This is a genomic window from Flavobacterium marginilacus, assembly GCF_026870155.1.
GTDB classification, from domain to species: domain Bacteria; phylum Bacteroidota; class Bacteroidia; order Flavobacteriales; family Flavobacteriaceae; genus Flavobacterium; species Flavobacterium marginilacus.
This window is the reverse complement of sequence record NZ_CP113975.1, coordinates 3135651-3161154: the sequence shown is the minus strand read 5'-3', so window position 1 is coordinate 3161154 and position 25504 is coordinate 3135651. Positions and strand designations below refer to the sequence as shown.

Below are 25504 nucleotides of genomic sequence, written 5' to 3'. Positions count from 1 at the left end.
TAATGGTTCAATTAAAAATTTACAAAGTGAATATTTCAAAATCCATATTAACCTTTATTTTTCTTTTTTTCTTTTTTATTTCTAACGGCCAAATTTCTGCTGAACATTTGACCTGTGAAATGACCCAAAATCCATTGGCTGTAAATACAAATAATCCAAGGTTAAGTTGGCAATTGGTTTCAAAAGAATTAAATGTAACACAATCAGCTTATCAAATTTTAGTCGCGTCTTCGGAAGAAAAACTAAAAAAAGATCAAGGCAATGTTTGGGACAGCGGAAAAGTAAACTCGGATAAAAATCTTCAAATAAATTATGGAGGTACTTCTTTAAAAAATGAAGCCAAATACTTTTGGAAAGTAAAAGTTTGGAATCAAAACGGAAAATCTTCGGTTTGGAGTAAAATTAATTCTTTCCGAATTGCACCTTCAGAATCGGCTTTGAATCCGACTTGGATCGGGGCAATTACAAAGGCTGACAGTCATTTGCCGGAAGGCAGAAATTACCACACCGCTACTTTCAACAAAGAGAAAAAAGCGTCTTTAATCAACGCTTCCGATTCTTTGTCCCGCAGAAGTATTATGCTTCGCAAACCTTTTGAAGTAAAAAAAGAAATCAAGGAAGCTGTAGTTTACATTTCAGGTTTAGGACATTACGAACTGACGATTAACGGAAAAAAAATTGGCAATAGCGAATTTGCGCCTTTGTGGTCGGACTACGACAAAACGGTCAATTTCAACACTTATGAATTGAGTCCGAAAGAACTGCAAAATGGTGAAAACGTGATCGGTGTGTTGTTAGGAAACGGAATGTACAATACGCTTGCCGAACGCTATTCGAAATTTTACGTGAGTTTTGGTCCGCCGACTTTATTTTTCAAAATGAAAGTGGTTTACAAAGACGGTTCAGAAGACATCATAAAATCAGACGGAAGCTGGAAATACAGCAAGAGCCCGATTACCTACAACAGCATTTTTGGGGGAGAAGATTATAATGCCAATTTGGAACAAAAAGGTTGGAACACCAAAGGATTTAACGATTCGAATTGGAAGAAAGTAGTCGTTCAGGAAGCGCCAAAAGGAATTTTGAGAGCACAAACGACATCACCAATTATCGTTCAAAAACAATATGAAGTTAAGGAGGCCAAAGAGCTGAAACCTAATTTCTATATTTTTAATATGGGGCAAAATCTTTCCGGTTTTCCGACTATTAAAGTGAAAGGGAAAAAAGGACAAACGGTTCGCGTTTGGGTGGGCGAAAGCTTGAATGAAGACGGAACGGTTGGACAAGGAAAGACTGGAAAACCGTATTATTATGACTATACTTTGAAAGGGGAAGGCATCGAAGAATGGCGACCTAATTTCAGTTATTACGGTTATCAATATGTTCAGATGGAGAACATCAATTACAAAGAAGACAAGGACAAAAATCTTCCGACATTGGTTGATTTGAAATCAAATTTCATATACAATTCGGCGGGAGAAGCGGGAACTTTTGAATGTTCCAATGACATCTTCAATAAAGCACATTGGCTGATTAATAATGCCATAAAAAGTAACTTTCAAAGCGTTTTCACCGATTGTCCGCAACGCGAAAAATTGGGTTGGATAGAAGAAATTCATTTAAATGGTCCTGGATTGCTTTTCAATTATAATTTGGAAAGTTTTATTCCTGCCACGATGCAAAACATTTCCGATTCGCAACGTGACAATGGTTTGATTCCAACGATTGTTCCCGAATATGTTGTCTTTGGAGGCGACTTTACGGATTCTCCGGAATGGGGGGTAACCGGCGTGATTTTGCCGTGGATGTATTACGAATATTACGGTGATGCTTCGTTAATCGAAAAATACTATCCCGTAATGAAAAAGTATGTCGATTATTTAGGTACAAAAGCAACAGACCACATTGTTTCGCACGGATTGGGCGATTGGTACGATTACGGGACACACGCGGCCGGATATTCCAAAAACAGCCCGATTGCACTTTCGGCAACAAGTCATTATTTTTATGGAGCGAGTTTGGTTGCAAAAGCGGCGAAACTGTTGAACAAAACGGAAGATATTGCGAAATATGAAGCTTTGACTTCGGACATTAAAGAGGCATTTAACGACAAATTTTTTAATGCCGAAACCAAACAATACGGTACAAATAGTCAGTTTAGTAACGCTGTTCCTGTTTTTATGGACATAGTGGAACCGCAGTACAAAGAGGCCGTGATGCAGAATTTATTGGCCGATATCAAAGCCAAAGGTGACCGATTGACGACAGGCGATGTGGGAAACCGTTATTTATTTCAAGCTTTGGCACAAAATGGCGAAAACGAAACGATGTACAAAATGAACAACCATTATGATGCGCCGGGTTATGGTTTTCAGATAAAATTTGGTTTGACCACTCTGACCGAACAATGGGATCCCCGAAAAGGAAATTCGTGGAATCACTTTATGATGGGACAAATCGAAGAATGGTTTTACCAAAGCCTTGCCGGAATTGTGCCTGATTCCAACAATCCGGGATTCAAGCATTTCTTCATTCAGCCGGAAGTGGTAGGCGATATGACTTTCGCGAAAGCGGAATACCAATCGATTTATGGAAAAATTGCTTCGGCTTGGGAAAAGAAAGACGGAAAATTAATCCTGAAAGTAGAAATTCCTGCCAATACATCGGCGACCATAAAATTGCCGGTTTCGAATGATTCAGAAATTAAAATGAATAAAAAATCGGTTAGTACAGTTTTTGATGAAAAAACAAAAAAATCAACTTTAGAATTAGGTTCAGGAATTTATACAATTGAATGTAAAATATAGTTTTCGGGAGACCTAACAGGTTTTTAAAGCCTGTTAGGTCTGATTTGAAGTTAACAATAAATAAAAATGAAAAATTTAAAAAACATAACCTTTACGTTACTAATCTCAATTTTTACATTGACTTTAGCAAACGCGCAATGCACTTCGGATACCAATTTCAGGAGACCGGTTTCGGAAACGCTTCAAAAAATTGCAACCATTTTTAAGGTTACCATCAATGACGATCGCGGTTTGCTAAAAGGAAAGGAACTCGATTATGCCGATTGGAGAATTGAACCGGGAAATTTGCCAATTTCACTAACGAATATTTTGGCTCCGTTTGAGTTGATGTACTTCAAACAGCCGGATGGGAGTTACATCATCCGTAAATATGAAAACCATAAAGTTTCGGTCGATAAAGGCAGAGAGCGTTTAAACTATCTGACGACTTTGTACTCGAATGCAGCAGAATGGGAAGCGCGCAAAAAAGAAATAAAAGCCTGTATGATTACGTCATTTGGTTTGGACAAGGCTCCGCCAATGCCGAAATCAAAACCAATTTTAACTCCAAAAAGAATTTACAAAGATTACAGTATTGAGAACATCGCACTTGAAATTCTTCCGGGCGTTTATACTACAGGATCGATCTATAAACCGTATCCACTAAACAAAAAAGTGGCAGTTATCTTAACGCCCGATGGACATTTTGGTGACGGAAGATATAGAAAAGACGAGCAGTACCGTTGTGCCATAATGGCCAAAATGGGAGCAATCGTAGTGAGTTATGATTTATTTGCCTGGGGCGAATCGTTGCTTCAATTTCCCGAAGAAATACACCGAAACAGCATTGCATCGACCGTTCAGGTTTTGAGCGGAATACGTTTATTGGATTATTTATCGACTCAGAAAAACGTCGATATGACCCGTGTTGGCGTTACCGGTGGTTCTGGCGGAGGCTCGCATACGATGTTTTTGGCGGCTTTGGATGACCGAATTAAAGTTTCGGCACCCGTGGTGATGGTTTCGTCACATTTTTCTGGAGGATGTCCCTGCGAAAGCGGTCGGGGAATTCACCTTTGCGGTAACGGAACCAATAATGCTGAAATCTCGGCAATGATGGCACCAAAACCACAATTGATTGTTTCCGACGGAAAAGACTGGACACTGGCCGTTCCCGAATTGGAATTCCCTTTTATTCAAAGAACTTATGATTTTTACGGCAAGAAAGATTTGGTTGAAAATGCCCATTTTGCCAATGAAGGACACGATTTTGGGGTTTCAAAACGTATGGCGTTGTATCCCTTTATGGCAAAATATTTAGGTCTGGATTTAAAGAAATTACAAAATGAAAAAGGCGAAATCGACGAATCAACCTGCGTGATTGAACCTTACGATAAATTATATGTTTTTGGCAATAAAGCCGAAAATCTGCCGAAAAACGCATTGAAAGACATTAACAAATTATATGAAATGTTCGGGGAAAAAAATCTGAAGGTTTACGAGGTTAAGAAGTAAATGTTTAGCCACAGATTTCAAGAAAGTGGTGTGACTTTGACAAAGAGTTGCTAACTTGTGTAAGCGTGTGAAGCCTATTTGTAAAATGGTGAATCTATCCCCTCACAGATTTTGGTAGAAATGTAAAAAGGCCTCTGGTAGGAGGCCCTTTGAGACAATTAATGATGAAACATTTTGTTATCTCGTATAGAATAATTTTAGCAAAGATATTACATTTCCTCGCATTTTTAAAAAACAGATTTATGGAAAATTTTAAAAAAATGCAAGTTTTAAATACAAATGCGGCAGGAATTGATGTTGGTTCCCGATCTCATTTTGTTGCAGTTGGACAAGAAGACAATCAAATTAAAGAGTTCAATGTTTATCAATCGGGACTAACTGAATTAGTTGTTTTTCTTAAAACGAATCAAATCAAAACCATTGCCATGGAATCCACTGGGAGTTATTGGCAATCTTTATTCATGTTATTACAAAGTGAAGGATTTGAAGTTATTTTGGTTCAAGGAACCCAAACAAAAAACTTGAAAGCAAAAACCGATGTAAAAGATGCTCAATGGATACAGAAATTGCATTCATTAGGATTATTGAGAGGATCTTTCCTTCCTTGCGAAAGTACTTTGCAAATTCGAACGTTACATCGACATGGCGAAAGTTTGGTGGAAGAAAGTGTCAAATATGTAAACAAAATGCAAAAAGCATTACGTTTAATGAATTTTCGATTAGATGTTGCTATAAGCGATATTGTAGGAGTTTCAGGCATTCGAATCATCAAATCTATTTTGTCTGGAGAAACATCTGGTGAAAAATTGGCTGAGAATTGCGACAAACCAGTAAAGAAAAGCAAGGAGGAAATAGCGGATGCTTTACAAGGAAAAATCAATCCTGAATTATTACATGAATTATCGGATTGTTTTGATATTTATCTTTTTATACAAGAAAAAATAAAGAAAAACAGCCTAAAGATAAATGAAGTTTTACAACAGCAGACACAAGAAATTGTCTTACCTGAGAATATCGAAATGGTAAAAAAGAACAGAAGTCGAAAAAAAGAAATACAACTGGATGTTCAATCTCATTGCTGCAAATTATTTGGTGTAGATTTATTTGCTATCGAATGCATTAGCGAAGGAACAGTTGCAAGTTTTTTGGCAGAAGTAGGAACTGATATTTACAAATTTCAAACAGCAAAACAATTTGTAAGCTGGCTTCGATTAGCTCCTAATAATAAAATTAGCGGAGGGAAAATATTGAGCAGTAAAACTCCTAAAGGCAAAAATAAATTTGCATTGACCTTAAGAAATGCAGCCAATTCAATTGACAGGAAAAAAGAGGGGTATTTGATGTTGTTTTTTAAAAGAGTTGCATACAAAAAAGGAAGAGGGGCTGCAATCACGGCAACAGCTCGAAAAATTGCCATCATAATGTGGAATATGATTGTGAAAAGAACGCATTATAGTCCTGTTAATACAGAAGAATATATTCAAGAAATGAAGACTAAAAAGATTTTACAAATAAATAAAATGATAAAAAAATACAAAATAGAAACTAATTATTTATCAGTGATTTAAAAAAAGAGTTAGATAGAATTCACAGATTATGTGAATTAAAATCTGTGAATCAGTGGCTAAAATATAAAATGAAAAATATGAAGTTAAGAAGTAAAATTACTGCTATTTGTTTTGGGATTTTTTCCTTTGCAACAGCGCAAAACAGCGAACTAAAACTTTGGTATGATAAACCTGCATCCATTTGGAACGAAGCCTTGCCTTTGGGTAATGGGCGTTTGGGCGCAATGGTTTTTGGTGATCCCGCTGTGGAGCGTTTGCAATTGAATGAAGAAACCATTTGGGCAGGTTCACCAAACAGCAATGCACACAATAAGTCAATTGATGCTTTACCAAAAGTAAGGCAACTTATTTTTGACGGGAAATTTGATGAGGCACAGGATTTGGCGACGCAGGATATTATGTCGCAGACCAATGACGGGATGCCTTACCAGACTTTCGGAAGCGTTTATATTTCGTTTCCTGGACATCAAAAATATTCGAATTATTATAGAGATTTGAATATTGGGGATGCTACTGCACAAGTAAAATACACAGTAAACGGCGTAGAATTTACCCGCGAAATCATCACCGCATTTTCAGATCAGGTGATTGCGGTAAAATTGTCGGCAAGCAAACCGGGACAAATTACCTGTAATGTTTTTATGAACAGCCCGATTGACAAAACCGTTCCGTCAACTGAAGGAAACCAAATTATCCTTTCGGGAACAGGAACCAATTTTGAAAATGTAAAAGGGAAAGTAAAATTTCAGGGCAGACTGGAAGCTAAAAATAAAGGCGGAGAAGTTTCGGCAAGCAACGGAATCCTAAGTATCAACCAAGCCGATGAAGTGACGCTTTACATTTCGATAGCGACTAATTTCAAAAACTATCAGGATATCACGGGTGATGAAATTGCAAAAAGCAAATCGTATTTGGAACAGGCATTGCCAAAAAGTTTTGACGATATCAAAAAAGCACACGTTGCCTATTATCAAAAATTCTTCAACAGAGTTTCATTGGATTTAGGAACTAATGAAAATGCCAAGAAACCAACCAACGAAAGAATCAGGGATTTCAAGAAAGAATTTGACCCGCAATTGGCAAGTTTGTATTTTCAGTTTGGACGTTGTTTACTGATTTCAAGTTCACAGCCAGGCGGACAGCCAGCAAACCTTCAGGGGATTTGGAACGATATGGTAACACCGCCCTGGGACAGTAAATACACGACGAACATTAATGCCGAAATGAATTACTGGCCTGCAGAAGTAACCAATCTTTCGGAAATGCACGAGCCTTTTATCCAGATGGCAAAAGAGTTGAGCGTTTCAGGAGCAGAAACAGCAAAAATGATGTACAACGCCAGCGGTTGGGTTCTGCATCACAACACCGATATTTGGCGTGTAACGGCTCCGGTTGATTCGGCTGCATCTGGAATGTGGATGACTGGTGGTGCTTGGGTTTGTCAGGATTTATGGGAAAGATATTTGTACACAGGCGATAAAAAATATTTAGCAGAGATTTATCCGATTATGAAAGGGGCGTCCGATTTCTTTTTGGATTTTATGATAACCGATCCAAATACGGGTTATTTGGTAGTAGTACCGTCAAGTTCTCCTGAAAATACACACGCAGGCGGAACAGGAAAATCTACTATTGCATCAGGAACGACGATGGACAATCAATTGGTTTTTGATTTGTTTACACACGTAATCGAAGCTTCGAAACTGGTTTCACCTGATGCTGATTTTACGAAAAGAATTCAGGATGCATTAAATAAAATGGCTCCGATGAAAGTCGGAAAACACAGTCAGTTGCAGGAATGGCAGGACGATTGGGACAATCCAAAAGACAATCACAGACACGTTTCACATTTGTATGGCTTGTTTCCGAGTAATCAGATTTCGCCAATTAAGACACCTGAATTATTTGAAGGAGCAAAACAATCTTTAATTTACAGAACAGATGAATCCACAGGCTGGTCAATGGGCTGGAAAGTGAATTTATGGGCACGATTATTAGACGGCAATCACGCCTACAAACTTATTCAGGATCAATTGCATTTGGTAACCGCAGACCAAAGAAAAGGTGGCGGAACGTATCCAAATATGCTCGATGCACACCAACCGTTCCAAATTGACGGTAACTTCGGATGCACTGCTGGAATTGCCGAAATGCTGATGCAAAGCCAGGAAGATGCGATTCATTTACTGCCTGCTTTGCCAACAGTCTGGAAAGATGGAAGCATAAAAGGTTTGGTAACCCGAGGCGGATTTGTAATTGATATGACCTGGAAAAACAATAAAGTTTCGACTTTGAAAATATATTCCAAACTAGGAGGAAACTGCCGATTGAAACTGGAAAACACTTTGAAAGCTGACAAAGGAATTACGCTTAAAAAAGCAAAAGGCAAAAACCCGAATCCGCTGTTTTATGATGTTGAGGTGAAAAAGCCGATTATTTCTAAAGAAGCGAAACTGCCTAAAGTGCAGTTACCGAAGTACAATGTGTATGATGTGGAGATGAAAGCTGGGGAGACTTATAGTTTTTCTGCAAATTAAATATAAATAGCAAGTCTTGTTTGTCATTTCGACGGAGGAGAAATCACACAAGTTGAGGACTTATTGTTGAGGAATATCGGATGTGATTTCTCCTTACGTCGAAATGACAAAACTGTGAGAAAAGAGGTTTCAAAACATTAATAGTATGAATAATAAGTTTAGTTTGTCATTCCGAGGAACGAGGAATCTCCGTTGCAAGATCGACAAAGATTGAAGATTTAGATTGTAGAGTTACTTGCGGAGATCCTTCCTTCGTCAGGATGACAAAAAAGAAGTGGAAAACCGAGAACGTCTTCCGCGTGAGTGATGGCAGTGGAGCTCTTTTTTTGAGAGGCTTTTTCAGCCGAACAAAAAAAAGCGGGAACGTACAGCACGACCCGGAGTTTTTCACGGAGGGGCACGCCCAAATAAATAAAATAATCATTTTGAATATGTTATATCATTTTAAATATAAAATAATCGCTTTTACAATTTTGATTGCTTCATTAAGCAGTTGTAAATCGGGTGCGGGACATTCGCAGAAAGGGAAAGCAGTGGTTTTAAAGCAAAAGGACTTTAAGCATTATGTGGATTATTTCAACACGATGGAAGATGAGAATCTGAAATTTGCGATTCCGAATGACAGTGCGTGGGCGTGGATGGAAAAGAATATTCCGTTGTTTGAATGTCCTCAGCAGAATTTTGAGGAAATCTATTATTTTAGATGGTGGAGCGCGCGCAAGCACATTAAGAAAACACCACTTGGTTTCGGAATTACAGAGTTTTTGGTAGATCGTTCGTATGCCGATAAATATAATTTGATTGCTTGTGCTGTTGGGCATCATATCAATGAATTTCGCTGGGTTCACGATCCAAAATACATTGAGCAGGATGTGAAAATCTGGTACCGTGGCAATGATGGAAAACCAATGAATAAGTTGTATAAATTCAGCAGCTGGACTGCCGATGCTTTGTACAATCGGTATTTGGTGAATAAGGATGCCAAATTCTTACTGGATATGTACCCGGATATGGTTACGGATTATGCGGTTTGGGAAAAAGACCGTCAGCGCAAGGATGGTTTGTTTTGGCAACACGATGTAAAGGACGGAATGGAAGAATCGCTGAGTGGCGGACGTAAAGTTCAGAATGCACGCCCGACGATTAACAGTTATATGTATGGCAATGCGATGGCGATTTCAAAAATGGCCGGGATGAAAGGCGATAAGGAAGCGGAAGCAAAATTCAAAGACAAAGCCGATGTTTTGCAACAATTGGTAGAAACCAAATTATGGAATCCGAAAAGTGAATTTTTTGAAACTTTTACAGAAAAAGATACGCTGGCGCAGGTGAGAGAAGCGATTGGATTTATTCCGTGGTATTTTAACCTGCCACAAAAAAACAAAGGTTTTGAAAAAGCCTGGGAGCAGATTAAGGATGAAAAAGGATTTTCGGCACCGTTTGGATTGACGACTGCCGAGCGCAGAAGTCCGCGTTTCAGGACTCACGGAACCGGAACCTGCGAATGGGACGGTGCAATCTGGCCTTTTGCCACTTCACAGACGTTGACGGCTTTGGCAAATGTATTGAATGATTACAATCAGAATTTTGTTGCCAAAACCGATTATTTCAAACAGATGGAATTGTATGTACAGTCACAATATTACCGTGGAAAACCGTATTTAGGGGAATATCTGGACGAAATCACGGGCTATTGGCTAATGGGCGACAGGGAAAGAAGCCGTTATTACAACCATTCGACTTTTAATGATTTGATGATTACAGGATTAGTTGGTTTACGCCCAAGAGCGGATGAAAAAATTGAAGTAAATCCGTTGATTCCACAAGAAAAATGGGATTGGTTTTGTTTGGATAATGTGTTGTATCACGGGAATATCATTACGATTCTTTGGGATAAAACCGGAGAGAAATACGGTAAAGGAAAAGGGTTTAGGATTTTTAAGAATGGGAAGGAAATTGCAGTTTCGGAAAAATTAGAGAAATTAGTGGCGGAATAGAATTATCTATGTCTTGATAATAAAAAATCGTATAAAATGAAAGAACTTTTAGACTACCGAAATCAGAATTTATGGGATGAAATTCAAAAGAACTTTAATGTAACTTTTGAAAACTCCTTAACAAATGAATATGGTTGCTTTTCACAGAATAAAAATATTATTTTTTATATAGATAAAAATAATTTGTGTAAAAGTTCATTTACTCACGAAATGCTTCACGTATATTTAAGACTAAAGGATTGTTATATAAGTGGTGGTTTAAATAATACTATTTTACAAAATAGAATTCTGTTATCTTTTTTTTCATCGAACTTATTAGACCATTTTGGAAATTGCCTTGACCATATTAAAATGTTGCCAATTTATTTGGATTTAGGATTTGAAAGGGAAAAGTTTATTTTAGATTATTATGAATATAAATTTAATAAATCTGATCTTGAATTATTAAAGCTTAACTACAAAATAAATAACAATATAAATCCTAATGCGGTAGATTTTTTTATTGGGAAACAGATAGCAATTTTGGCTGATCCAAATGATGATTTTGATTATTCAAAAGAATTAAAAGAACTTAAAAGCATTGACTCAATTTTATATGAAGCAAATGAGCAAATGATTTCTCATTGGAAAAAAATTAAAGTCGAAAACCGAGAATTATATGAGGATGATTATCACTCTGTATTATTTGAATATTATCAAAATTTAGAAAATTGGATTAAAGCAAATAATTTAAATTAATTAGATTCAATAAAAGCAGAATTTAAAATTTGTGAAAATCTTTTAAATCTGTGGCAAAATTAAAATTATGAAAAAAACATTTCTACATACCTTCATCCTCATTGCATCACTCTGTTTTTCTTTGGCGCAAGCCCAAAATAAAATCAGTGTCACGAATCTGCAATGCGAAATGCTGAACAATCCGGAAGGAATCGATGTGGTTCAGCCACGTTTGAGCTGGCAGATACAATCGGATGTGAATGATGTTAAACAAACGGCGTATCAAATTATGGTTGCTTCGACTTTGGAAAATCTGAATGCAAATAAAGCCGATTTATGGGATAGCGGAAAAGTAACAAGCTATGAATCTGTCAATATTATTTACAACGGAAAAAAGCTAAAAGACAGAGATAATGCATTTTGGAAAGTAATCGTTTTTACGAATAAAGGCGAAATAAAATCTACAGAAAACGCCCATTTCAGTATCGGAATTCTAACTTATGCCGACTGGAAATCGACACGCTGGATTGGATATGAAAAATTGTCGAAAGACGATAGCGTTTCCCAATATTCGAGATTGTCGGCACGTTATCTACGAAAAGAAATTGACGTTAAAAAACAAGTCAAAAGTGCCAAAGTGTACCTTATGGGAATGGGTTTGTACGAGCTCTACATTAACGGAAATAAAATTGGCGATCAGGTTTTGGCACCCGTTCCGACGGATTATACCAAAAACGTAAAATACAATGTTTTTGATGTGACTTCGCAGTTGAAAGAAGGCAAAAATATGCTCGGAACGATTTTAGGAAACGGACGTTTTTTTGCAATGCGCCAGGACTACAAGCCATATAAAATCAAATCTTTTGGTTTCCCGAAAATGGCTTTGCAGTTGTTTGTAGAATATACCGACGGAACCAAAGACATCATCCGAACAGACGACACCTGGAAGTTAACCACCGACGGACCAATTTTGTCGAACAACGAATACGACGGAGAAGAATACGATGCCCGAAAGGAAATGAAAGGCTGGGCAACGACCAATTTTGACGATAAAAACTGGGTAAATGCGAGATATGTTCAGGAGCCGGGCGGTTTTTATGAAGCGCAGATGACGCCTAATATGAAAATAAAAGGCGAAGTAAAACCAATTTCGATCAAAGCGACTGCCAAAGGAACTTATATTTTAGATATGGGTCAGAATATGGTGGGTTGGCTACAATTGAAAGTCAAAGGAAAATCTGGCGATCAGGTTACAATGAAATTTGCCGAGTCATTACAGGCTGATGGTTCGTTGTACATTGCCAATTTGCGTGATGCGAAAACTACCGATGTTTATACGTTGAAAGGTGAAGGTGAAGAAATCTGGGAACCACGTTTTATATTCCACGGATTTCGATTTGTGGAGATTTCAGGTTTTCCGAGCAAACCAACTTTAGATAATTTCGTTGGAAAAGTGGTTTATGATGATATCAAAACCACAGGAACTTTCGAATCTTCGGATGCGACGATGAACCAGATTTTCAAAAATGCACAGTGGGGAATCAGCGGGAATTACAAAGGAATGCCAATCGACTGTCCACAGCGAAACGAGCGTCAGCCTTGGCTGGGAGATCGTACGACAGGTGCTTATGGCGAAAGTTTTTTATTCAACAATCAGACGTTGTATGCCAAATGGCTCGATGATATCAAATATTCGCAAACACAAGACGGAGGATTGCCAGATGTGGCGCCGGCATTTTGGCGTTATTATGGTGATAATGTGACCTGGCCGGGAACCTATATCACGGTTGCTGATATGCTATACCAGCAATTTGCGGATGCAGAAGTGATTAAAAAGCAATACCCATCTATGAAAAAATGGATGCTGTATATGGAAGAAAATTATCTGCAAAATGATTTAATGGACAAGGATAAATACGGTGATTGGTGTGTTCCGCCGGAATCATTGGAATTGATCCGTTCGAAAGATCCTGCTCGTATGACGGACGGACAATTGTTGTCAAGTGCTTTCTATTATCAGCTTTTGAACACAATGAAAAAGTTCGCTAAAATCTCAAATGCCGATTCCGCAGATATTACGTATTATGATGATTTGGCAACAAGAATCAAAAAAGCTTTTAATGCAAAATTTTTAAATACCGAAAAAAATTACTACGCTAATAATACCGTAACTGCAAATGTTCTGCCTTTGGCTTTCGGGATGGTTTCTGAAAATTTAAAAGAGAAAGTATTTCAGACTATGGCGCACGAAGTTGAGGTGACCAAACAAGGGCATATCAGTACAGGTGTCATTGGAACGCAATTTTTGATGCGAACGCTGACGAATTTTGGAAGAGGTGATTTGTCTTTCAAATTAGCTTCCAACAAAACCTACCCAAGCTGGGGATTTATGGTTGAAAACGGAGCCACCACTATTTGGGAATTATGGAACGGTAACACTGCCGACCCATCAATGAACTCTCAAAACCACGTGATGCTTTTGGGCGATTTAATGATCTGGTATTACGAAAATATGGCAGGAATCAAAAGCAATCCTGAGATGCCGGGATTCAAACAAATCATTATGAAGCCTGATTTCAACGCCGGACTGACTTTTGTAAACGCATCTTACGAATCGATTTATGGATTAATTAAAAGTGACTGGAAGAAAAACAAAAATAGCCTGCAGTGGAAAATTACCATTCCGGCCAATTCATCGGCAGTAGTGTATCTCCCAACAGCGAATGCTTCATCGGTAACGGTAAACAATCAGAAACTGGAGAAATCTTCCGCTTCTTATAAAACAGAAAACAGTAACATAGTCCTGACTTTAGAATCGGGTTCTTATGTTTTGAATGTTAAATAAAAACACATTTTCCTTAATTCAGGACTGTACAGGTTGCAAAATCATTTATTTAGTGTTATTTTTACACTTAATAAATTTTGCAGCCTGATATTTGTGTAAAATGCTGAAAATAAATCTAATACTATTTTAAAGAATACATAATGAAATTGAAATACATAACAATTGCTTTTTTTGGATTATTGCTTTTGGGAAGCTGTAAATCGGCTTTAGAAAAAAAGACCTGGAAAGAAGGGATTTTGGTAGATGAATTTATCTTCGAAAAAGCGCCTTATCCTTCCTGCCACGCTGTAACTATTGCGGAAGCAGCGAACGGAGATTTAGTGTCAGCTTGGTTTGGAGGCTCGCACGAAAGACATCCTGATGTTTGTATTTATGTAGCCATCAAACCAAAAGGTACTGACAAATGGGGAGAAGCAGTTAAAGTAGCGGATGGCGTGATGCCTGACGGAACAAGATTTCCAACATGGAATCCAGTTTTGTACCAAATTCCAAATGGCGATTTGATGCTGTTTTATAAAATAGGACCAAAACCATCTGAATGGTGGGGTGTTTACAGAACTTCTTCTGATGGCGGAAAAACCTGGTCTGATAAGATTGATATGCCAAGTAAAGATTTTCTGGGACCAATCAAAAACAAACCGGTTTTGTTGAGCAACGGAACATTACTGCTTCCTTCAAGTACCGAAGGAAATGGCTGGCATCTGCGTATGGAATCAACTCCGGACTTTGGGAAAACCTGGGTGATGGGCGATACCATTTCAAGAGGTAAACAAAAAATCAATGCTATTCAGCCAAGTATTCTGTTTCATAAAGACGGAAGCATTCAGGCAATCGGAAGAACCAAGAACAGAGCTATTTTCAGCACATTCTCAAAAGACAACGGAAAAACCTGGACGCCTTTAGAATTAATCGGATTGCCAAATAATAATTCAGGTACCGATGCAGTAACCCTTAAAAATGGAAAACATTTATTAGTCTACAACCACGTTCTTCCTCCGGGAACTGAATCTAAAGGGCCAAGAACGCCATTGAACCTTTCGATTTCTGACGACGGAATCAACTGGAATGCGGTTTTAGTTTTGGAAGACTCAAAAATCAGCCAGTATTCCTATCCATCGATTATTCAAAGTTCAGACGGAATGGTGCATATCGTGTACACCTGGAGAAGACAAAAACTGAAATACGTAAAAATTGATCCAAACAAACTGGTTGCTATTCCAATCAAAAACGGAATCTGGCCTGGCGATGAAGGCAAGGAAGTGAAAGCCGTTAAAGCAGAAGAGGAATAAAATTTAAAATTAACCACTAAGATATTAAGGTTCATTAAGTAAAACACTTAATTTTCTTAATATCTTAATGGTAAAAAATAAAAATAGGATGTCAAATTTTCAAAAAAGCTTGATTGTTGCATTGGTTGTTCTATCAGGAACATTCAATAGTGCAGTTTTTGCTCAATCCAATAAAAAGCAAAAATACAAAGTAGCCGTTTGCGACTGGATGATTTTAAAAAGACAAAAACTTGGTGCTTTTGGTCTGGCAAGCGAAATAAAAGCAGACGGAATCGAACTTGATATGGGCGGTTTGGGAAAAAGACCAACCTTCGACAGCAAATTAGGCGACCCGATTGAAAGGCAAAAGTTTCTGGATAAATCCAAAGAAACAGGAGTCGGAATCAGTTCCATTGCGATGTCCGGTTTTTACGCTCAGTCCTTTGCCAAAAGAGATTCCATCAATTTGATGATAAACGATTGTGTGGCAACAATGAAAAATATGAAGGTAAAAGTCGCTTATCTGCCTTTGGGAACAGAAAGTGATTTGACTAAAAATCCGGAACTGCGTCCAATTATTATCGAAAGATTAAAATGGGCCGGAAAGCAAGTCGGTAAAATAGGAGGCGTAATCGCTATTGAAACCTCATTAAACGCTACTGACGAAAAAAAGTTATTGGAAGAAATTGGCTGTAAACACATCAAAAGCTCTTTCAATTTTGCCAATGCCGTAGACAACGGAAGAGACATTGCAACCGAATTAAAGATTTTAGGCAAAAAACATCTGGCACAGATTCACGCATCCGTAACAGATAATGTTTGGCTGGAAAACGATAAAAATGTCGATATGCCAAAAATCAAACAAACGCTGGACGAAATGAAATGGAGTGGATGGCTGATTGTAGAGCGCTCTCGTGACGTAACGCAAGTGCATAACGTAAAAGCCAATTACGGAGCCAATGTAGCGTATTTGAAGAAAATTTTTCAGAATTAAAAAGAAACACAAATTCCACAAATTTTCACGAATTAGAATTTTTCTATCCATCTGTGAAAATCCGTTAAATCCGTGTAATCTGTGGCAAAATATCACGATTATAATTTGTGCTAATTTGTGCAATTTGTGGTCAAAAAATAAAAATACAATGAGATATCTAAGCTTACTTTTTTTAGGATTATGTACCACTTTCGCAACAGCGCAAAACATCAACATTGTTCGTGATGCCAATGCCCCAAGAGCAAAATATGGAGCAGAAAAACTAGCAGAAACCTTATCAGCAAAAGGGCTAAAAGTCACTTCTTCAGACAAACTAAAAAAATCAAAAGACAAAATAATCGTTATTGGCGAAAAAGGAACTGATTTTTGGAAACAAAATGCCAAAAACGCCAAAATCGATGATTCGAAATTAACAAAGAAAGAGGGCTTTCAAATCCGCACTCAAAAAAATATTATTTACATAGAAGGGACTGATGCTACCGGAGCTTTATACGGCGCAATGGAATTGGCTGACCGAATCAAAACTTCAGGCGAAATTCCGTCAGAAATCAATATCGAAGACAGCCCTGAAATGGTCTTGAGAGGCGCATGTATCGGAGTCCAGAAACCGTTTTATCTTCCGGGTCGTGATGTTTACGAATATCCTTATACACCGGCAACTTTTCCTTGGTTTTATGACAAAAAGTTATGGACAAAGTATCTGGATATGATGGTCGAAAACCGAATGAATTCCCTGTATTTATGGAATGGACATCCATTTGCTTCTTTGGTTAAACTAAAAGATTATCCGTTTGCACTCGAAGTAAGCGAAGAAGATTTCAAAAAGAACGAAGAAATTTATAACTACCTTACCGTAGAAGCTAACAAGAGAGGAATCTGGGTAATTCAGATGTTCTACAACATCATTGTTTCCAAACCATTTGCAGAGCATTACAACATTAAAACACAGGATCGTTCACGTCCAATAACTCCCGAAATCGCTGATTATACTAAAAAATCAATCACAGCATTTATCGAAAAATATCCTAATGTGGGACTTTTGGTTTGTTTGGGAGAAGCTATCAATACAATCGATGATGATGTGGAATGGTTCAATAAAACCATTATTCCGGGCGTTCAGGACGGTATGAAAGCGTTAGGAAAGACCGAAGAACCGCCAATTATTGTTCGTGCTCACGATACTGATGCGCCTTTGGTTATGGAAAAAGCACTTCCGTTGTATAAAAATTTATACACGATGCACAAATATAATGGGGAATCATTGACGACTTATACACCAGGAGGACCTTGGGGAGAAATTCATAAAAAACTAAGTTCTCTAAAATCTGTCCATATAGAAAACGTACATATTCTGGCTAATCTGGAACCTTTCCGTTACGGATCGCCTGATTTTATCCAGAAAACGGTTAAGGCAATGCATACAGCTCACGGGGCAAATGCACTGCACCTTTACCCACAGGCATCCTATTGGGACTGGCCTTACACGGCAGACAAAACCAAAACAGGCGAACGATTATTAGAAATGGATCGTGACTGGATTTGGTATAAAGCTTGGGCAAGATATGCCTGGGATAGTAAGAGAGACAGAAACGAAGAAATTAAATTTTGGGATAATGATTTGGCAGCAAAATTTGGAACCGATTTAGAAGCAGCAAATAATATCCAAAAAGCATATGATGAATCTGGAGAAATTGCTCCAAAAACATTGAGACGTTTCGGAATCACAGAAGGAAACCGCCAGACTTTACTGTTGGGAATGTTCGAAAGCCAGTTGGTAAACCCGGCTAAATGGAGAGTATATCCGGGATTCCACGAATCTTGCGGACCTGTCGGCGAATTGCTTTTGGAATATGCCAAGAAAGAGTGGAACAAAGAACCTCACGTTGGAGAAACGCCAACACAAATCATTGCTGAAATTACCCAACACGGAAAATTAGCTGTTGAGGCCATCGATAAAGCAGAACCAAAAGTTACGAAAGACAAAGAAGAATTTTTGCGTCTTAAAAACGATATGCACGCTTACAAAGCCTTCGCTGATTTCTTTTCGGAGAAAGTAAAAGCCGCGATGTTGGTTTTACGATACAGTTATTCCAACGATATTTCCGATTTAGACAAAGCGCTTCCGCATCTCGAAGAAAGTATAAAGCATTACGAATTATTGGTCAGTTTAACAAAAGACAGTTATCTGTACGCCAACAGCATGCAGACCGCACAACGCCGAATCCCGATTGGAGGAGACGACGGAAATAACAAAACCTGGGCAGAGTTATTACCGCATTACGAACGCGAATTAGCCAATTTCAAACGTAATTTAGAATTGCTGAAATCATCCAAAGATGGTAAAATCGCAACCAAAGAAGGTAAGCCGTGGCTGCCTGCTGAGGTAACTTTGTTAAGCGAAACCAAAGGAACTTACGCAGTCAAAAACGGAACAAAAGTGTACGGAACGCCAATTTCGGAACTGACAAAAATAGCTCCTGAACTGCAAAACCTGAAAGGAATCGCTTTCGAGGAAACGGCACAAAATGAAAACGGAACACACCTGAAATTCAAAAATACCAAAGCTGTAAAACTGGTGGTAGGTTATTTCAACAGTGATCAGAAAAGATTTTTATTTCCGCCAAGTTTAGAGACAGACGCAGCAGGAAATGCACACGGTCAGGCCGAGGTAATTCTGGCAAGTGCAATGAATTTAAAAGAATTGCCAAGAATAAACATTCACACCTACACCTTCCAGCCGGGCGAAAATAAACTCGATTTGGGCAAAGGCCGGGTATTGATTTTAGGATTCATAGACGCCAATCAAACCGTTACGCCACGTGATGTTGGTTATATCGACGCAGGTGAAAAAGGAGCGATAGACTGGTTGTTTTATTAAGAATTTGGGCGTGACCCACCGTGAAAAACTCCGGGTCGGGCTTTCGGCTTTATCTTTTATTCCGCTATCGCTTCATAAAAGGATACCGCCTCTATCCCTCACGCAAAGAACACCATACCTAACAGGTTTTCAAAACTTGTTAGGTCTTTGGAATAATAAACTTAAATGACCTTCAATAACTTATATGGTTTAAAAAGGTTTAAAAATATGAAGAGAGTTTTTTTTATTTATTGTTTTTTTTCAAGTTTTTGCTTGGTATGGAGCCAAAGCAACAAGGAATCGGCGAAGTTTCGGAAAGAAGTTTCGCTGAACTCCTCTTGGGAAACCATTGTTTTGGATAATCTTTCGGAAAGGGAAGAAGCTTTTGTACAAAACCCAAAAGTAGATTCGCAATGGCAAAAAGTAAACGTACCTCACAACTGGGACCAATATTATGGATTTCGAAGGACCAAACACGGTAATTTACACGGAACCGCCTGGTACCACAAAAGTCTGGTTTTAGATAAAAAAGACCAGGGAAAACAATTATTCCTGTTTTTTGAAGGTGTAAGTTCCTATGCCACCGTTTGGATAAATGGCAAAAAAGTAGGCGAACACAAAGGCGGAAGAACCACTTTTACAATTGATATTACCAAAGCCGTTTCTTTCGAAAAAGAAAATAACGTAATCGTAAAAGCATCGCATCCATCTTTCATTGCCGACTTGCCTTGGGTTTGCGGTGGATGTTCCGGAGAGTGGGGATTTTCAGAAGGCTCTCAGCCAATGGGGATTTTCAGACCGGTTACTTTGGTCGTTACTGATGAAGTCCGAATTGAGCCTTTCGGGATTCACGTTTGGAATGACAAAACAACTTCCAAAGAAAAAGCGATTTTGAACGTTACTACCGAAATCAAAAACTACGGAAATTCCAATCTAAATTTAACGATAGTAAATACCCTTTTTGACAAAGAAGGAAAGAAAGTCACTTCTTCTCAAACGGAATTAAATAGCGTTACAGGCGAAACAAAAATAATAGCGCAAACACTTCCCGAAATTGCAAATCCAAAATTATGGTCACCTTCAAATCCTTATTTGTATCAATTGGTCACTACAATTTCTGAAAACGGAAAAAAAATAGACGAAATAAAAACTCCTTATGGAATTCGTTGGGTAAGTTGGCCGGTGAGTCGTGACGGAAAAGACAACCGTTTTTACATCAACGATGAACCGTTATTCATCAACGGAACCTGCGAATACGAACACTTGATAGGGAACAGCCATTCGTTTTCAAACGAGCAGATTCATTCGAGAATCGAACAAATAAAAGCGGGTGGTTTTAATGCCTTTCGTGAAGCGCACCAACCGCATAATTTGGAATACCAAAAAGAATTAGACGAAAACGGAATCCTGTTTTGGAGTCAGTTTTCGGCACATATTTGGTACGACACACCCGAATTCAAAGAGAATTTCAAAACCTTATTGAGAGAATGGATTAAGGAACGCCGAAATAATCCATCAGTCGTATTGTGGGGACTGCAAAACGAAAGCACCATTCCGAAGGAATTTGCGGAAGAATGCACCCAAATCATCCGAGAAATGGATCCGATGTCGGCTTCACAACGTATCGTCACAACCTGTAACGGCGGTGAAGGAACCGATTGGAATGTCGTTCAAAACTGGTCGGGAACTTATGGTGGCGATCCGTTCAATTACGATGTTGAAATGAGCACCCAATTATTAAACGGTGAATACGGTGCCTGGCGTTCGCACGACCTCCACACTGAAGGTGAATTTGACCAAAAAGGAACTTTGAGTGAGAACCGTTTTTCACAATTAATGGAAATAAAAGTCCGCGAAGCCGAATCGGTAAAAAATAAAATCGCAGGGCAATTCAATTGGATTTTTGCCTCACACGAAAATCCGGGTCGTGTTCAAAACGGCGAGGGATTCAGAGATATCGACAAGGTCGGCCCCGTGAATTACAAAGGGCTTTTCAGTATTTGGGGAGAACCTTTGGATGCCTACTATATGTACCGTGCTAATTATGTTTCGAGCAAAACCAACCCGATGGTCTATATCGTTTCGCACACTTGGCCGAGCCGTTGGGAATCTGCAGGGATAAAAAACGGTATTGATGTGTATTCCAATTGTGATGAGGTGGAGTTGTTCAATGATGTCAATAAATCGTCATTGGGCAAATTGAAAAATCCGGGCTTGGGACAGCATTTTCAGTTTAATAACGTTAATATTCAGTACAATGTTTTGTATGCCGTGGGTTATGTAAACGGAAAAGCGGTTGCCAAAGATTATATCGTTTTGAACAGTCTGCCAAAAGCGCCCAATTTCAGTGCATTGGAAACTCAAAAAGAAACTTTGTTGCAACCTCAAAAAGGTTACAATTATATTTACCGAGTGAATAGTGGTGGAAGCGAAATCAAGGATGCTAACGGAAATATTTGGAATGCAGATGTTCATAAAAGTGGAGAGAACACCTGGGGTTCTTTGTCGTGGACGGATAATTTCAAACAATTGCCTGATTTTTACGCGAGTCAACGCAGCACTTTCGACCCAATTGCAGGAACCAAAGATTGGAATTTGTTCCAAAGTTTTAGATACGGAATGGACAAATTGCGTTACGAATTTCCTGCTCCCGATGGAGAATATTTGGTTGAATTGTATTTCACTGAGCCTTGGTACGGAACCGGTGGCGGAATGGATTGCAAAGGCTGGCGTTTGTTTGACGTAGCTATCAATGACAATGTGGTGCTGAAAGATTTGGATATTTGGAGTGAGGTTGGTCACGATGTTGCTTTGAAGAAAACATTTGTTGTAAAAAGCAAAAACGGAAAAATCAATATTTCATTCCCGAACGTAAAAGCAGGTCAGGCAATTATTTCGGCAATTGCGATTGCAACCAAAGACAAAACGGTTAAAGGAGCTTCGGCTTCGCCTAAAAAGATTCAATATGTTGTGGCGAATTCACAAACTAAAGTCGGTTCTTGGTTGGACATCAATTCGAAACAATATTTAGATTCTGAAGTTATTTTTACCCAATTGCCATCGGAATTATTTGGTGCCGATTATCTGCAAATTCCATCCAATGGTAAAGTTTCAGGTTCTTTTGTAGCCAAGGAAGATTCAGAAATATATCTGTTTAACACGTCAAAAGATTCTGTTTCGGGTTATAAAAAAATGACGGGAACGGCTAGAAATTCAAACAAAGTCGAGTTCTCAGTTTTCCATAAAAAAGTTAAAAAAGGAGAGATAGTAGGTTTCGAAAATAATACAATGGCGGTCGTTCCAACTTACGATATGGGAGAAAAAAATGATTCGAGACCCGTTGTACTTATCGAAGCTGAAAAAGCAACAACAACCGGAACCGGAATCGAAAAAGGAAATTTTAAAAAAGCCGATTATATTGAATTCACTTCCAAAACAAACAACAGCATTCAGTTTGAGGTAAAACCGGGCGTTGCGGGAATTTACCTGATGCGTTTCAAATTTATGAACAGAAATGCAACACCAATCAAAGTGAAGTTTAAAATGGAAGACGCTTACGGAATTATGATGCGAAATGATACGATTGAATTTCCTTCGGCATCCGAAAAATGGAAAGTCCTGAATACAACTTCCGGCGGTTACATCAATGCGGGAACCTATAAAATTACGTTGGAATCAGACGATATGAAAGGATTGTTGTTGGATTCCTTTGAGTTTCAATAAGAAGAGAATAGAGGAAAGAATAAAGAAAATAGACGTCATAGTAAAAAAGAAATCTGCATAAATCTGCGTGCCAAAAACTTTTAAAACTTAAATGACTTATTATGGTTTAAAAATAATTACAATGATAAAAAGAATAGGAATTGTATTGGTATTATTGATTTCAACGGCCTGTTTCGCACAAGCCAAGAAAGCAAGAATCGTCGAAGACTTCAACAAAAACTGGAATTTCAAATTAGGTGATTATCCACAGGCTATTAACGCCAATTTCAGTACTGCCGATTGGAGAACCTTGCAACTGCCACACGATTGGAGCATTGAAGGAGCTTTCGATAAAGACAGTAAAACCAAACAGGCACAGGGTTTTTTGCCTGCTGGAATAGGCTGGTATCGCAAAGTATTTACCGTTCCTGCCAATTGGAAAAACAAAACCGTTTCGGTTGAATTTGACGGTGTTTTCAAAAATAGTGAAGTATTCATCAACGGACATTCGTTGGGAGTGCGCCCTAGTGGGTACATTTCCTTTGCTTATGAATTGTCGCAATATTTGAATTTTGGCAAAGCAAATATCATCGCTGTAAAAGTCGATAACGATGCACAGCCCAATTCAAGATGGTACACAGGTTCCGGAATTTATAGAAATGTGCGATTGGTTGCTTCGGAAAAATTGCACGTTGCAAAATGGGGAACTTATGTAACCACGCCTGAAGTTTCTGCAGAAAAAGCGACTGTTCATTTCGAAGTAAGTATCGACAATGATAACGCTTCCGCAAAAGAAATCAAGCTGGTTAGTTCGATTGTAAATGCAAATAACGTTGAAGTTGCAAATGCCACTTCTATAGAAAAAATCGGAGCCAAAACATCGGAGAAAAAGATTCACGATTTAACAATAAATCAGCCAAGATTATGGAGTCCTGAAAGTCCGTATATGTATAAAGTCTTGACCAAAATTTATGAAAATTCGAAATTGGTGGACAATTACGAAACGCCTCTTGGCTTCCGATATTTCAATTTTGATGCCGAAAAAGGATTTTCTTTAAACGGAAAACCAACCAAAATATACGGAGTCTGCCTGCATCACGACAACGGTGCTTTGGGGTCGGTAGAAAACATTCACGCCGTCCGCAGAAAACTGACTTTGCTAAAAGAAATGGGCGCGAATGCCATCAGAATGTCACATAATCCGCATTCATTGGAAATGATGCAATTGTGTGATGAAATGGGTTTCATTGTTCAGGACGAAGCATTTGATGTTTGGAAAAAAGCAAAAGTAAAAAATGATGCTCACAAAGAATGGGATGCGTGGCACAAACAGGATTTGGAAGATTTCATTAAAAGAGACCGCAACCATCCTTCGGTGATGATGTGGAGCATTGGAAATGAAATCCGTGAACAATTTGACAGTACCGGAATTGCGATTACCAAAGAATTGGCGCAAATCGTAAAAAATTTCGATACCACTCGTCCCGTAACTTCTGCCTTGACTGAAAATGTTCCGGAGAAGAATTTCATTTATCAGTCAGGTGCTTTGGATTTGTTAGGCTTCAATTACAAACACGAAGATTACACAACATTTCCAGCCCGTTTCAAGGGACAAAAAATAATTGCTTCCGAGACTGTTTCGGCTCTCGAAACCCGTGGACATTATGACCAGCCTTCAGACGTGGTTAAAGCTTGGCCCGTTAAATACGGAGAGAAATTTGATGGCAATGCAGACTGGACGGTTTCGGCTTATGATAATGTAAAATCATTTTGGGGTTCGACCCACGAAGAAAGCTGGAAAGCCATAAAAAACTCTGATTACATTGCTGGTACTTTTGTGTGGACCGGCTTTGATTATATAGGCGAACCCGACCCATATCCATTTCCGGCGCGCAGTTCGTATTTCGGAATCATCGATTTGGCGGGACTTCCAAAAGATGTCTATTATATGTATCAAAGCGAATGGACAAAGAAACCCGTACTGCACATTTTTCCGCATTGGAACTGGCAAAAAGATCAGGAAGTCGACGTTTGGGCGTACTACAACAATGCCGATGAAGTGGAATTATTCCTGAACGGAAAATCATTAGGCAAAAAATCCAAACAAAACGATGATTTGCATATTTTTTGGCGTGTAAAATTCGAACCGGGAACGCTAAAAGCTATATCCAGAAAAGACGGAAAAGTAGTTTTGGAAAAAGAAATTTATACTGCGGGAACAGCTTCTAAAATCGATTTGAAAGCCAACAAAACCACCGTCAAAAATGACACTTATGATTTGGTTTACGTGACCGTTTCGATACAGGACAAAGATGGAAATCTTTTGCCAAATGCCAATGACCTAATCCATTTTGAAGTGACAGGAGGCGGAAAATTAGTGGGCGTTGACAACGGTTATCAGGCAGGTTTGGATTCGTTCAAGGCGAGTTCCTGCAAAGTCTATAACGGAAAATGCATCGCTATCATCCAATCGAATGGAAAGAAGGAAAAGATTCAGTTAAAAGCTTCTACAGGAAATGGAATTGCGCCGGCAACGATTGATGTGAAAGTGGAATAAGGCTTTAAGAAAATAAATTTTGTTTAGAACTCCATTGCGATAATGGAGTTTTTTTGTTGATTATTTGGGCATATCCCTACGGGTCGGGCTGTCCATTATATCTTTTCTTTTCCTAAAGAAGGAAAAGAAAAGGATGCCATTTCCATCCCTTATGCGGGAAT

12 protein-coding genes are annotated in these 25504 nt (G+C 38.5%); all 12 read left to right on the top strand.

Annotated features, from left to right (window positions below; translation table 11 throughout):
• Positions 1 to 26: 26 nt before the first annotated feature.
• A complete protein-coding gene (locus OZP07_RS13330) occupies positions 27 to 2807 on the top strand; it encodes a glycoside hydrolase family 78 protein (RefSeq protein ID WP_281635477.1) in 2781 nt (926 codons plus the stop codon).
• A gap of 66 nt (positions 2808 to 2873) precedes the next feature.
• Positions 2874 to 4301 (top strand): acetylxylan esterase, encoded by a 1428-nt coding sequence (locus tag OZP07_RS13325; RefSeq protein ID WP_281635476.1) that lies wholly within the window; start codon positions 2874 to 2876, stop codon positions 4299 to 4301.
• Between the two features lie 242 nt (positions 4302 to 4543).
• Positions 4544 to 5869: an IS110 family RNA-guided transposase gene (locus tag OZP07_RS13320; RefSeq protein WP_281635475.1), complete on the top strand. Its 1326-nt coding sequence runs from the start codon at positions 4544 to 4546 to the stop codon at positions 5867 to 5869.
• 77 nt (positions 5870 to 5946) lie between these two features.
• Positions 5947 to 8406 carry a glycoside hydrolase family 95 protein gene (locus OZP07_RS13315; RefSeq protein WP_281635474.1) on the top strand — a complete coding sequence of 820 codons (2460 nt, stop codon included), beginning with the start codon at positions 5947 to 5949 and terminating at the stop codon, positions 8404 to 8406.
• Positions 8407 to 8666: 260 nt separating this feature from the next.
• Positions 8667 to 10403 (top strand): MGH1-like glycoside hydrolase domain-containing protein, encoded by a 1737-nt coding sequence (locus OZP07_RS13310; RefSeq protein ID WP_281635473.1) that lies wholly within the window; start codon positions 8667 to 8669, stop codon positions 10401 to 10403.
• A 36-nt stretch (positions 10404 to 10439) separates the two neighbouring features.
• Positions 10440 to 11141, top strand: coding sequence for a hypothetical protein (locus tag OZP07_RS13305; RefSeq protein ID WP_281635472.1), 702 nt, complete (start codon positions 10440 to 10442; stop codon positions 11139 to 11141).
• 67 nt (positions 11142 to 11208) lie between these two features.
• Positions 11209 to 13965, top strand: coding sequence for a glycoside hydrolase family 78 protein (locus tag OZP07_RS13300; protein ID WP_281635471.1), 2757 nt, complete (start codon positions 11209 to 11211; stop codon positions 13963 to 13965).
• 140 nt (positions 13966 to 14105) lie between these two features.
• Positions 14106 to 15254, top strand: coding sequence for a sialidase family protein (locus OZP07_RS13295; protein WP_281635470.1), 1149 nt, complete (start codon positions 14106 to 14108; stop codon positions 15252 to 15254).
• 88 nt (positions 15255 to 15342) lie between these two features.
• Positions 15343 to 16227 (top strand): sugar phosphate isomerase/epimerase family protein, encoded by an 885-nt coding sequence (locus tag OZP07_RS13290; RefSeq protein ID WP_281635469.1) that lies wholly within the window; start codon positions 15343 to 15345, stop codon positions 16225 to 16227.
• A 148-nt stretch (positions 16228 to 16375) separates the two neighbouring features.
• Positions 16376 to 19105 carry an alpha-d-galacturonidase gene (locus OZP07_RS13285; protein WP_281635468.1) on the top strand — a complete coding sequence of 910 codons (2730 nt, stop codon included), beginning with the start codon at positions 16376 to 16378 and terminating at the stop codon, positions 19103 to 19105.
• Positions 19106 to 19312: 207 nt separating this feature from the next.
• Positions 19313 to 22807: a malectin domain-containing carbohydrate-binding protein gene (locus OZP07_RS13280; RefSeq protein ID WP_281635467.1), complete on the top strand. Its 3495-nt coding sequence runs from the start codon at positions 19313 to 19315 to the stop codon at positions 22805 to 22807.
• 121 nt (positions 22808 to 22928) lie between these two features.
• On the top strand, positions 22929 to 25343 hold the full coding sequence (locus tag OZP07_RS13275) for a glycoside hydrolase family 2 TIM barrel-domain containing protein (protein ID WP_281635466.1): 2415 nt from the start codon (positions 22929 to 22931) through the stop codon (positions 25341 to 25343).
• The last annotated feature ends 161 nt before the right edge of the window (positions 25344 to 25504 follow it).